Source organism: Poseidonocella sp. HB161398 (assembly GCF_005870025.1).
In the GTDB taxonomy this organism is placed as follows: domain Bacteria; phylum Pseudomonadota; class Alphaproteobacteria; order Rhodobacterales; family Rhodobacteraceae; genus Mangrovicoccus.
The window spans coordinates 131,224-144,296 of sequence record NZ_VATA01000005.1 but is presented as its reverse complement, the minus strand read 5'-3'; the positions used below and the strand labels follow the sequence as shown (position 1 = coordinate 144,296).

General features: G+C 72.9%; 5 protein-coding genes. 4 read left to right on the top strand and 1 reads right to left on the bottom strand.

Annotation, left to right across the window (positions count from 1 at the left end):
* Window positions 1-200: 200 nt before the first annotated feature.
* Complete coding sequence (locus tag FGX59_RS06425) at window positions 201-6,863, top strand: autotransporter outer membrane beta-barrel domain-containing protein (protein WP_138465696.1); 6,663 nt, start codon at window positions 201-203, stop codon at window positions 6,861-6,863.
* Between the two features lie 312 nt (window positions 6,864-7,175).
* Entirely contained in the window at window positions 7,176-8,279 is a 1,104-nt protein-coding gene (locus FGX59_RS06420; protein WP_255471546.1) for an AraC family transcriptional regulator, read from the top strand.
* Window positions 8,280-8,689: 410 nt separating this feature from the next.
* Here FGX59_RS06420 and FGX59_RS39595 read toward each other — a convergent pair whose 3' ends face one another.
* Window positions 8,690-8,944 carry a transposase gene (locus FGX59_RS39595; RefSeq protein ID WP_171060537.1) on the bottom strand — a complete coding sequence of 85 codons (255 nt, stop codon included), beginning with the start codon at window positions 8,942-8,944 and terminating at the stop codon, window positions 8,690-8,692.
* Window positions 8,945-9,547: 603 nt separating this feature from the next.
* Here FGX59_RS39595 and FGX59_RS06410 point away from each other — a divergent pair.
* Both FGX59_RS06410 and FGX59_RS06405 read left to right on the top strand, forming a co-directional pair.
* Entirely contained in the window at window positions 9,548-10,684 is a 1,137-nt protein-coding gene (locus FGX59_RS06410) for an HPP family protein (protein WP_138465694.1), read from the top strand.
* A 752-nt stretch (window positions 10,685-11,436) separates the two neighbouring features.
* Window positions 11,437-12,717 (top strand): molybdopterin molybdotransferase MoeA, encoded by a 1,281-nt coding sequence (locus FGX59_RS06405; protein WP_171060536.1) that lies wholly within the window; start codon window positions 11,437-11,439, stop codon window positions 12,715-12,717.
* Window positions 12,718-13,073: the final 356 nt, after the last annotated feature.

Genomic DNA, 13,073 nt, shown 5'->3' with positions numbered 1-13,073 from the left:
GCATGGCCGGCCCGGGCAGCGCCGCCCATCCCTGCCCCGGCGCCGTGGCGCGCGGGACGGCATTCCTGCCGCCGGGGCAGAAAGTGACGCAGCAGGAAGTTGTTGCTTTATAGATTAATATTAAATTAACTATTTTACAAATCATCCAACCTTGCCTTGAATTTCCATATTCCATTCAGTCTGAAAGACTTACACTCTTCATGTCTCAATTCCCGCTGATTGCGCCTCTCGCCGTCCTGTCCACTCTCGCCGGCACCGCAGCCGCAGATGTCTACCAGGCGCCTGCCGACTATACCGATGCAAACAAGACGTTCAGCCGCTCCGTCACGTCCTCGGCGTCGATGGGGATCTGGAGCGCGCTCTACCAGAATGTCGAGGGCTGGAACGCGCGCAGCCTGACGCTTTCGACCTCCAGCGCCGCGCTCTCGGCGGGGGACGGGCTGGCGTTGACGGTCACCGACGATTTCGGGTTCAGCGCGCTGGGGCTCTACAACCACCAGGACCGCTACGGCGAAGTTCAAATGGAGGGGGTGACGGCGGAGCTGAGCGATACCGATGTCACGCTGTCCGTCGGGGCGTCCCAGGTCGATGCCGGTCTGTTCGGCGTCTATGTCGAAAGCCGTGCCCTGCATGGCATCACCCCGAGCGAGCAAAACGCCAACGGCAATGCAAGCCAGGCCGGGGCGCAGGACATCACGCTGACCCGGGCCAATGTGAGCGTCACGGCGGCCGCGGGGGCAAGCCATTCCGGCGGCGGCGGCGCGCTGGTGCTGAACCAGCGCGAAGAGCCCGGCGGCGACGGCCAGGAGGATTATCCCAGCGGCAATGGCAGCGGCGCGCAGGACGTCAATCTCGGGATCGAGGACAGCACGATTGCGGCCGATGCCGAAGCCACGGCCGGGATCCTGGTCCGCCAGAAGGGCGGCGCGGGCGGCAACGGCAAGGAGGGCGAAAGCAGGGTCGCCGGCGGCAGCGGCGGCTCGATGGGCAAGGTCGCCCTGAGATTCACCCAGGGCGACGGCGGCCCGGGCAGCACGGTCTCCACCACCGGCGGCAGCGCGCCGGGCATCTCCGTGACGTCCCAGGCGGGAACCGGCGGGAACGGCGCCTATGACGGCGGCGCCTTCAGCATCAGCCCCGATGCCGGCGCCGGCGGCACCGGCGGCACCGGCGGGAACCTGAACCTGCAGAATTCGGGCGCGCTGTCGGTCACCACCCAGGGCGACAGCTCGGTCGGGATGTCGCTGGTCTCCACCGGCGGCACCGGCGGCGATGGCGGCGATGTCGACGACCTCTCCTCAGGGCATCCCGGCGCGGCCGGGGCCGGCGGCAATGGCGGCTCGGTCAGCTTCACCCTGCTGGCGGGGCTGGATGTCGGCACCCAGGGGGAAGAGTCGCACGGGATCGTCGCCAGAACGACCGGCGGCCAAGGCGGCGGCGGTGGCGGCGAGCAGACCGACATCTCGGATGCCGAGACGCCGGATGGCGGCAAGGGCGGCACGGGCGGCAACATCTCGATCGACACGCGCACCGGCACCCGGATCGCGACCGTGGGCGCCAGCGCCGACGGCATCCTGGCGCAGAGCATCGGCGGGACCGGCGGCGACTCGAGCTTCGCCAGCGGCGGCCTCGGCGAGGCGCATGCCGGGGCGGGCGGGGAAGGCGGCGCAAGCGGCACGATCACGGTCTACACCACTGGCGAGGTGACGACCTCGGGGCTGGAATCCCGCGGCGTCCTGGCCCAGGGCATCGGCGGATTGGGCGGCAACGGCGCCGACGCCTCGGGGCTGATCACCTCCGAGGGCGGCACCGGCGCCAAGGGCGGCGGCGTCGGGGCGATCAACGTCACCCAGAATGCCGCCGGGCGGATCACCACCACCGGCGAGAATTCCCAGGGCATCCTGGCGCAGTCCATCGCAGGCGGCGGCGGGGCCGGCGGGCGCGGCGACTATGCGCTCTTCGGCTCCAGCGGCGGCGACGGCGTGCCGGCCACCGATGCGGGCCGGGTCGACGTCTACAACTTCGGCAGCATCGTCACCGAGGGCGAGTCCTCCTTCGCAATCGTCGCCCAGTCGGTCGGCGGCGGCGGCGGGATCGGCGGCACCGGCAGCGGCGTCTTCGCCTCCGACGGCGGCGATGGCGGGGCCGGCGGCGGCGGCGGCCACGTGACCGCCGAACTGAACGGCAGCTATGACGCCGGTGCCAAGGTGCAGACCTCCGGGAAGCTGGCGCACGGGCTGGTGCTGCAATCGGTCGGCGGCGGCGGCGGTGCGGGCGGCAATTCCCAGGATGGCGGGGTCGGCGAAGCGCTGGCCATCGGCGGCGATGGCGGCGACGGCGGCGCGGGCGGACGCGCCACGGCGATGCTGACCGCGATCGGCGTGACGACCTCGGGCGGGGGCGCGAACGGCGTGGTCGTCCAGTCGGTCGGCGGCGGCGGCGGGGTCGGCGGCGCGGCGATCGCGACCTCCGGCGGCGTGGCCTTCTCCGAGGCGGCGGCCATCGGCGGCTCGGGCGGCAATGGCGGCGCGGGCCACACGGCCGAAGTGACCCTCGACGGCGGCAGCCGCGTGGCCACGACCGGCAGCAGCGCCGAGGACATCGACAGCCACGGCCTGCTGGTGCAGTCGATCGGCGGCGGCGGCGGCTCGGGCGGCGGCGCCTCGGCCTTCGCCCTGGCCGCGTCCATCCCCTTCGGCTCGGAAGCCGGGGCGCAGAGCACGCCGACCTTCACCATCGATGCCGCGATCGGCGGCTCGGGCGGCAATGGCGGCGCCGCGCTCGCCTCGGATGACTCCAGCGACAGCGCCAGCGCCACGGTCAAGGGCGGCAGCTCGGTCGAGACCGAGGGCGCCGGCAGCCAGGCGGTCCTGATCCAGTCGATCGGCGGCGGCGGCGGCAATGGCGGCGATTCCTCCGCGGCCTATGCCTCGGTCGGCTTCGGCGCCAAGCGCATTCCCGGCACGCCCGCGCCCAACAACATGAACTTCTCGCTCGCGGTCGGCGGCAATTGCAGCAGTGCCAGCGGCGACGAGACCTGCGGCGGCGGCGCGGGCGGCAGCGCCGCCTTCTCGCTGGGCGACGCGGACACCGCAACCAGCCGGATCTCCACCCTGGGCAACCTGGCCAATGCGGTCGTCGTGCAGTCGATCGGCGGCGGCGGCGGCAATGCCGGGGTCGGCTCGACCTCCTCGAGCACCTATTTCAGCGGCGCCAAGACCCAGATGCAGATGACGCTGGGCAGCCAGGGCGGCACTGGCGGCACCGGCCAGGCGGCACGCGCCACGACCCAGGCCAACGGGCTGATCGAGACGGCAGGGGCCAATTCCCGCGGCCTCGTCGTCCAGTCGATCGGCGGCGGCGGCGGCATCGCCTCGGGCAGCGGCGTGACGCTGATCGGCGGGCTCGACAAGAAGATCAACACGCCGGTCACCGAGGACCGTTCGATCGACAATTCGATCAAGAGCGATCTCAGCCTGAAGGTCGGCGCCATCGGCGGGACCGGCGGCAATGCGGGCACGGTGACGGTCGATCACGCCGGCACCATCGTCACCGCGGGGGCCGGATCGACCGGCATCCTCGCCCAGTCGATCGGCGGCGGCGGCGGCATTGGCGGCGCGGCGGGCGCGTCCGATGCCCCCTCCGACGAGGAGGCCGAGGACTTCCTCGACATCTTCAACGAGATCTACGACCAGACCGTGGCCGGGTCGTCCAGCGCGCTGGTCCTGGCCGAGACCGATGGCGGCTCGACGGCCACCAAGGGCGGCAACCTGCAGATCGGCGCGACGCTGATGGTCGGCGGCACCGGCGGCTCGGGCGGCACCGGCGGAACGGTCGATGTCACCCAGCAGGGCACCATCGTCACCCAGGGCGACCTGGCCTACGGGCTGAAGGCCCAGTCGATCGGCGGCGGCGGCGGCACCGGCGGGACCGCCGTGGCCGAGGCCGATCCCAACACGCTGCGCTCGTTCTTCAAGAGCTGGACGGTCAAGGCGGACTTCACGCTGGGCTTCACCGGCGCGGGCGGCGCAGGCTCCAATGGCGGCACGGTCGAGATCGGCCTGGGCAGCGGGACCATCGTCACCGGACAGGAGGGCGAGGCGGGCGGCTTCGGCGCCATAGGCATCCTCGCCCAGTCGATCGGCGGCGGCGGCGGCACGGGCGGCGACAACTCCGTGCTGCCCGGCGGCGAGACCGCCGACGAGCAGGATCCCGACAACGACTACGCTCCGCCCAGCCTGGTCCTCGGCGCCAACCTGACCTCTGTCAGCGCGAATGGCAGCGCCGGGAACGGCGGAAGCGTGTCCCTGTCCTCTGCCGACACGCTGTCGGGGACGCAGACCGTGCTGACCCAGGGCGGCCAGGCCCATGCCGTCGCGCTCCAGTCGGTGGGCGGCGGCGGCGGGCTCATGGCCCGCGGCGGCTCGGTCGACGTGGAGAACGAGGACAACGACATCAATCCGAGCGCCAGGGTCCAGATGGGCAACCAGAGCCTCTCGTCCGGCAATGGCGGCGCGATCGACACGACCGGGCTGACCGCGGACACGCCGCTGGCGCTCTATACCACCGGGACCGGCTCCTTCGGCCTGCTGGCGCAGTCGATCGGCGGCGGCGGCGGCCTGCTCTCGGCCTCGAACGGGCATATCCTGACCGCGCTGCATCTCGGCGGCTCGGGCGGCGGCGACGGCGGCACGGTCGACGTCGCGCTGCCCGAGGGCAGCACCATCGCCACCACGGGCAAGGCCGGGCACGGCATCGTCGCGCAGTCGGTGGGCGGCGGCGGCGGGATCGTCACCACCTATTTCGCCAAGGCCGACAAGGTCTCGGACATCCTCGACCAGTACGGCTACAGCAGCGGCGGCGGCGAGGGCATGGGCAAGGCCGTCACGGTGACCACGGCGGCCGACATCTCGGTCGCGGGCGACGGCGCCTTCGGGATCCTGGCCCAGTCGGTCGGCGGCGGCGGCGGCATCGCGGCCTATCGCAACGGCTCGCTCTTTCTCGGCACGACCGGCACAGCCGGCGGCGAGACCGGCTCCGGCGGCATCGTCACCGTCACCACCACCGGCGACATCGCCGCGACCGGCACCTCGTCGGCGGGCATCGTCGCGCAGAGCGCGGGCCCGACCGGCACGGGCAACGTCCTGGTCACGGTCGGCAGCGCCGATGACCCGGCCTCCGTCACCGGCGGCGCAGGCGAGGACGGGGTCGGCATCCTGGTGCTCGACGGCAGCTCGACCAACGTCCTGACCGTCAATGCGGGCTCCTCTGTCACCGCGCTGTCGGGACAGGCGATCCGTCAGACCGGCGGCGGCGTCCTGAACGTGACCAACCAGGGCTCCATCGCCGGCAGCGCCTCGCTCGGCGGCGGAACGATCACGGGCAACCCGGCCACCTCCGCTGCGGCCGTCGCTCCGGCGGCAGCGGCGGGCACGCTGACCAATGCCGGCACGCTGGTGGCGCTGCCGGGCAGCCCGACGGTGATCGACGGCCATCTGGTCCAGACCGGCAGCGGCATCCTCGCCCCGGTGGTCGATTTCGCCGCCGGCCAGGCCGGAAGCTTCGCGATCACCGGCGACGCCACGCTCGACGGAACGGTCGTGCCGCGGCTTGCCGGGATCATCCCGCAGATGGCGGTGCCGGTCCTCTCGGTGGAGGGCAGCACCACCGGCACGCTTCAGGCAGGCGGCACCGCGCTCTTCGACTTCTCGCTCGAACCGCAGGACGGGGTGCAGATGCTCTCCGTCGCCGGGCGCGATTTCGACCGCGCGGAATTCGGCCTCTCCGGCAGCAGCGCCGCGGCGGCGCGCGAGCTGGAGACCCTGTTCGACCAGGGCGATACCGGCTATTCCGCCTTCTTCGCCGAGCTCGACCAGACCGCGGCGGCCGATGCCGCCGCCTTCGGCACCGCGATGTCCGAGCTCGGCCCGCGCTCGGCGATGACGCTCCTGTCGCAGCGCGCGGCAGAGGCGACGGATATCGCCGACGCGGCCATGAGCTGCCCGGTCTTCGAGACCGGCAGCTTCCTGGCAGAAGGCTCCTGCGTCTATGGCCGCTTCACCGCGTCGCGCACCGACAGGGACGCGGCCGCCGATGCCGGCAGCGCCGATTTCGACGACCACGGCCTGCAGCTCGGCGGCCAGACCGAAATCTCGCCGGACCTGTTCCTGGGCGGGGTGATCGGCTACCGCGACACCTCGATGGACGGCTCGGACGGGGTCAGCGCCGAGGGCCATGCGGTCTCGGCCGCGCTGACGCTGAAGTACCAGACCGGCCCCTGGCTCTTTGCCGGGGCGGTCTTCGGCAGCCGCGCCGAGGACGACCTCAGCCGCCGCGCCGCCCTGGGCAGCTTTGGCGGCACCGGCGAGGGCACGGCCGACAGCAGCTCCTGGGGGATGCGCCTGCGCGCCGCCTACACGGTCGGCAGCGAGGCGGGCTACCTGCGGCCGTCGCTGACCCTCGACGGGCTGCGGGCCGAGACCGGCTCCTTCAGCGAGGACGGGCTGGGCGCGCTCGGGCTGGACTATGACAAGAGCACCTACAAGACGGCGATCCTGACCCCGGCCGTGGAGATCGGCGCGCGCAGCGAGCTCCGCCAGGGGATGATCCTGCGCAGCTATGTCTCGGGCGGCGTCGCGCTGCGCAGCAACGACGACTGGAGCGGCGAGGCGCATCTGCAGGGCGCGCCGGGCGGCAGCGGCATCGACGCGGAGCTGCCGCTGGACGACGCGGCGTTCCGCCTGCGGGCGGGGGTGCAGCTCTTCGACAGCGGGCGGATGGATCTGCGTGCGGAATACGGCGGCTCCTTCGGCTCCGAAACGGTCACCCATGCCGGTTCCCTGACCCTGTCCTACCGGTTCTAGCCGGGGGACATACCCGCTCCGGACGCGTCCTCCGGAGCGGGCGCCTGCCCCGGCCAGGGCGGCTTCGCGGGGGGACGCAGTTCCAATGGCCCGGGTGACCCTGACAGGTTCCCGGCCCTCCCGGGGCGCCGGCAGTGTCCGCCCGCCCGCCGGGACTGCCGGGCAGGAGCGGGCCTGGGGGATGCGGGCTGCTCCCCACAGCCGGGGCCGCGATCCGCCACCGCCGCGCGGGGACCGCAAAGTTGCGGCATGCAGCACAGGCACAGCGCCGCCCCCGGCTGACCGGCCGGATGGAGCTGCCGCGCGCCGACGCTGGGCCAGGCGCTCCGCCAGCTCGAACAGGGATTCCCGCTGCTCCAGAGCGATACCGCGGTGACGCTGCGGGCGGACGAGGACGAGGCCTATCTGGGCTACCGCATCCTCGATCCGGACATCTGGCCGCGGCGGGCCGATGCCGAGCTGACGCTGTCGCTGTTCCAGGCCATCTGCCAGCGCTACGGCATGCCGCGCGGCGCGCTCCGCCGGGCCGGGTTCGAGGGCGCGGCCGACCGCGCCGCCACGGCCGCGGCCGGGCATCTGTCGAACATGCCGCTCTTCGACCAGAAGGAAAACTTCCTCGCCTTTCCGGCGCGCTTTCTCTCGGCGACGCCGGTGGCCTCCCCTGCAGCAGCCTCCGGCGCGGCCTATCCCGAGCGCTGCCGCGCGCTCAGGGGCCAGCTCCTGGCGCATCGCAAGGGCCAGCCGGTCGGAGACCTGGTGCGGGAATGCCTGTTCCGCCAGATGGGACGCGGCGCGCTCGGCCAGGCCTCGATTGCCGCCGAGCTCGGCTTTTCCGAGCGCAGCCTGCGCCGCAAGCTGGCGCTCGAGGGCAGCTCCTTCCACGGGCTCCTGGAGGAATGCCGCCGCTCCCACGGCCTGTCGCTGCTGACCCGCAGCGCGCACAGCCTCGCCGAAATCGCCGAGGAGCTGGGCTATTCCGACCAGACCGCGTTCTCCCGCGCCTGTTCGCGCTGGTACGGCCAGGGCCCGTCCCGGCTCCGCTCCGCGTCATCGGCCGCGCTGCACCGATCGCCCCGGCGAGGCCGCGGCGTGGGCCTTGCAGCCGAAGGACACGGCCGCGACAGACGGCCGGAAATGGCCAGGCGCCGCGCGTCGCAATCGCCCCCGGCCTGGAATGCCTTTTGGACGGCCGGGCCGAAGCGCGAGGGCCAGGCCGCCGGAAGAGACCGGCCATCCGCTGCCATCGCTTTCGTCTGCGGGCCGGACCCCGCCATTCGCCCGCCTCCCTGCCCGCCCCTTTCCCGGACTGTGCCGGCAATCGGTTGTCCGCGGGACGCGCCGCCCGCGCTGTGGCGGGCGGATATCGGCCCCTTTCCCAGCTTGGCCACCGTCCGCTCTGCACCCCGGATGCCCTGATCGCGAAGCTCGGCGTGGCTGCGTGGCGCCCCGCAGCGCCGGTGGCGGCTCTCGCGGGCCGCAGGCATCCCGGGCAGGAGGCTGTCGATGGCCGTCCGGTGTGCCACGAATGGACCCAGCTCGCAGGATGCTGAAAAAGTCCGTTTGGCCGAGGAGCTGGGGCAAGACGGGAGCAATCGTCCCGAAAACGGCTGGACTTGCCCATCCCTGAAGAAATCATCTGACCGGATCAGGAACGAATTCCTCCACGACGAGGCCATGGATTCCATTTTAAGCAGCCTGCCAGGGCTGGCCGCAAGCAACCGGCAGATGAGGCGGATAGTGTGCGTGACGGCGCGGCGGCGGCGAATTCCGGCTTCGCGTTCAACCTTTCGTCGCTTATTGCGCGAGGAAAGCCGATGCGCAGCGCATCAGCTCCACCGCGGCCCACAGGCGCCGATTCCGCGGCCTGCTGGCGATGGATCGCTCCCGGCAGAGCCTTCGGCAGCACGCTCCATCTGCCAGCCACTCAGCTGCGACGGCGCTACGCCAAGCTCCCGGGCGACGCTGGCTCGCGCGGCACCCGGCTCGGTAAGCCGGGCGGCGGCCTGCTCCCGGAACCGGTGGCGAAGTGGCGGCGGGGCAACTGGCTCATATGCGATCCCTTGGTCCCGAGAGACCGGCAACGTCCAGTCCGGGATCCGGTGGCAAGGTCATGGCTGGCCGACTATGCCGAGGCGGGGCGTCACGGCTGCGATCCGATGCTCCTCGGCGAGCTGCGCGGAACCGTACCGCCCCACTGGGACGGCGGGTCGCGTCTCGCCGGATACCCCAGGCAGCCGCATGCGGGGGTGCGGCGCTCCGGGACCCGGCACGTCGTGGCTGGCAGCCTGCGAAAGGGGCCGGCCGGCACGGCCGCAGACGCGGAGGCGTTCTGCGGTCCGCGCACCGCCCGGGCATTTGCCGCGATATCGGAGATGACGGACGACGGCCCGGACCCGCGCGGTCAGGAACGGGCGCTCGGCATCGGCCGGGACAGGCGCGATCGGGCGGAACGCGATGCCCTGTGCCCCCCTGCCTGCGGGCAGCCTGCGGAAGAGACGGGACGGAAGCTCCGCCCGGGCTGCGCAGAGCTGGTCCCGCGGATGGCGGCGGCGCCCGGGATGCGGGCCCCGGATGGCGGCGGGGCGGCGGCGCGTGCTTCCGGCGGCCTGAACGGGCTGCGGATCGGGGTTGTCCCCGGCGCCATGTGGTGAAACTTTGGGCGCTGTGCAAACAGGGGTCCCGCCATGCCTCCCTTCCTCAGATCCCTCGGCCCGGCCGTCACCCGCAGTTCTCCGGCCGAGGCGCTGCGCGCCGGCGCCGGAGCCCTGGCCGGGCTGGGGATCGCCGGGCTCTTCGTGCTCGGCCCCGCTGTGGACAGCCGCCTGGGGCTGTATCTGATCGCGCCTTTCGGCGCGACCTCGGTCCTGCTTTTCGCCGTGCCGAACAGCCCGCTGGCGCAGCCATGGTCCGCCATCGTCGGCAATGCCGTCGCCGCCACGGCCGGTGTCGCGGTCTGCCTGGCCGTCGACGATCCCGTCCTGCGGATCGCCCTTGCGGTCGGTCTCGCCATTGCCGCGATGATGCTCTGCCGCGCCGTCCATCCGCCCGCAGGCGCCGTCGCCATGACCGCCGCGATGAGCCCCGACGCCATCGCCGATCTCGGCTTCCGCTTCGTCCTCGCACCCGTCACCCTCGGCACGGTCCTGCTGGTCTGCATCGCCGTTCTCTACGCCCGGGCGACCGGACGGCACTATCCGTTCCGGCAGTTCGATGCCCCGCCCCGGCCGCCGGACGCGGGCTCCGCCAGAGACCCCCGGCCCGGCCTGTCCGAAGCGGAGCTGGCCGGGATCCTCGACCGCTACCGGCAGTCGTTCAATCTCGGCACCGCGGATCTGGCACGGCTGATCGGCGCGGCAGAGCTGCAGGCGGCCGCGCATCGCCAGGGGGCGGCAACCGCGGCCGACATCATGTCCCGCGACCTCGTCACCGTCGCGGCGGAGACGCCCCTGGCCGAGGTTGCGGCGCTCTTCCGCCGCCACCGCTTCGCCTCGCTGCCGGTGACCGGCGAAGGGGGGCGCTATTTCGGGGTGATCTTCCAGTACCACCTGATCGAGCGCGCGAGCGAGGACGCGTTCCGCCTGGGCCGCGACTTCGCCGCCGGGATGCGCCGGCTGACCGGCCGGGGCCAGCCGCTCCGCGCGGCGGACGTGATGAGCGTGGCCGGCCCGCGCGCGGTCGCATCGACACCGGTCGCGGCCCTGCTGCCGATGATGGCCGATGGCGCGGTGGATGCGGTGCCGGTGCTGGACCGCGGCCGGATCGCCGGCATCGTCACCCGCAGCGACATCATCGGCGCCCTTGCCCGGCAGAGCCTGGGCTAGCCCGGGACCGGTGCGCGGAAGACGCGCCAGTGCCGCCCCTTCAACGCGGGCCCGGCCTCCGGGGATGGCAGATCCGCCAGGCGGGACATCCGGCCCCGCCCTCCGTTCCGGCGGCGTGTCCTTCGCGATGACGGAGGCCCGGAGCGCATGGTCCCGTCCGGGAAACGCCCCGGGGGTCATGGAAGCTCTGCGGGCCCGATCCCGCGCATGGCCGCCGACGTTCAGGATACCCTGCCGCGGCAAGCCGTGCGGAGGCCGGGACGGGGCGCCCTGCCGGAATGCTCCGGCCCGGGACCGGCCGCGGAGGAAGCCCTGCCCCGCGGGAGGGGCCCGGATCACCGCTGCGGCGGATCGGCGGAATTTCCACCGGGTCTGGCGGGGACAGGACGGGCGCGGCGAACCACGCAGCCCCGTGGCGGGCGCCGCACCGCCTTCGGCCGGTTTCACCGGCAGGGACCGGCCGCGGATCCCGTGAACCGCGACGGTCCTGCTCGCCTCCAGGGCGCCGCTGCATCAGGCAGGCGTGTTCGGGGACAGATCCGGGACATCGCGATGGTCCGCTGGCACCGGGAGCGCAGAGCGTCGCCGTCCCGTACCGGCGGACGGGTCGGCCGGACCCGGGGAACCGTCGCGCGCGCCGCGGGGAAAGGCGGGCGTGGCAAGCTGCGCCCCCCGGCGGCATATGCAAGATTGCCCGGACCCGCTGCAACGTGCAGGATGCAGCATGCAGGCCCGTGGCATGGGGAGGTCCGATGGCCGTTCATATCCTCTATCCGGAACGCGGCGGTGGCGCCCTGAACGGCGCCCGGCACGCGCCCCTGCCGCTCGACGAGGCGCTCGCGGCCTGTGCAAGCCTTGCCGCGGCGCTCGGGGACACCGAGGAGATCGCGGCCGGGAGCGCCGTCGGCCGCCACCTTGCGGCACCGGTTCTCTCGCGCGCGAATGTCCCGCTTCTGCCCTGTTCTGCCGTGGACGGCTATGCGCTGCGCCTCAGGGACCTCGCCGGGCCGGGACCCTGGCGCCTGCCAGTGGCGGGATCGGTCGCGGCCGGGTCGGTGCCGCCGCCGCTGCGCCCCGGATATGCCGTCGGCATCGCCTCCGGCGCGCCGGTGCCGCAAGGCGCGACCGCGATCCTGGCAGGCGAGGAGGTGACGCGGCTGGACGCGCTGGCGCATTTCTCGCGCTGCCCGATGCCGTCGGAGAACATCCGGCAGGCGGGGGAGGACCTGGCCGCCGGGGATCCCGTCCTGCGCGCCGGGCGCTGCCTCGGGCGGCGCGACGTGGCGCTTGCGGCGGCGGCCGGGGCGGATCTGGTCACCGTGCGCCGCAAGGTGCGCGCCGCGCTTCTCGTGACCGGAGACGGGCTGCTCGATCCCGGCGATCCGCCCGGTCCCGCCGGGGTCACAGACGTGAACGGCCCGATGCTGCGGGCGCTGATGGACCGCCCCGACACCGCGCTCGCGGCGGCCGAACGGACCGCAGGCGACCCGCACGGCATCCGCACGGCGCTGGCGCGCCTTGCCGGGCAGGCCGACCTTCTGGTCACGACCGGCGGCCTCTCCGTCGGCGCGGGCGCCGGGCTGCGCGCCGCCGTGGAGGCACTCGGCGGCACGCTGCACTTCGCCGGCGTGGCGATGGCTCCGGGCGGAGCGGTCTCGCTGGGCATGATCGAGGGCGCGATCTGGCTCGGCCTCCCGGGCAGTCCGCTGGCGGCCTTTGCCGGATGGCACCTGTTCGGGCGGGCCATCGTCGCGGGGCTGCAGGGCCGGACGGCGCGGATGCACAAGATGGTGGTCTCGCCAGTGGGCGAAATCCTGCGCGAGCCCGGTCCCGCGGAGCTGCGCCCCGCCCGCCTGGTGGGATACGCCCCGAGCGGCAGGGCGCTGGTCAGCACCGACCGGGCGACCTTTCCGGGACGGGTGCGGCCGCTGGCGGAGTCGGACGGCCTGCTGCTCATTCCGGCGGCTGCGCGCCGGCTGGGCCCCGCGGACCTCGTGGAGTTCCTGCCGTTCCGGGATCGCGGATATGCGTGAGCCCCAGGAGAAGACCGCCCCGGCCCGCTAGCCGCCCGGGACGCCCCGGCCCGCCCGGCGCATCGGCGAGAGGCGGCGGCATGCAGTGGATCCGCGCGCCGGTCCCCCGGGGCCGCGACGCCTGCGGATCATGGGCGCAATCCGCATCGTCGGGCCGGGTGTCATGCAAGTTTCATCCGGAATGTTCTATGCGGGATAGAAAAATAGTGAATAAAATCATTGTAATTTTGAACGCCCGCGAGGCACAATTGGTCCGAGGGACATCGCCGCTTCCGCGCGCCCTCTCCGCCAGAGCCAGCCAGCAGGCCGATGCGGACCTGCGCAAGACATGGCTTCGCCAACGACTTGTCTGGAGA

Bases quoted from the DNA above. Each gene is read 5' to 3' on its own strand.
- FGX59_RS06425 (WP_138465696.1), top strand. From the start codon at position 201: ATGTCTCAATTCCCGCTGATTGCGCCTCTCGCCGTCCTGTCCACTCTC.
- FGX59_RS06410 (WP_138465694.1), top strand. From the start codon at position 9,548: ATGCCTCCCTTCCTCAGATCCCTCGGCCCGGCCGTCACCCGCAGTTCT.
- FGX59_RS06405 (WP_171060536.1), top strand. From the start codon at position 11,437: ATGGCCGTTCATATCCTCTATCCGGAACGCGGCGGTGGCGCCCTGAAC.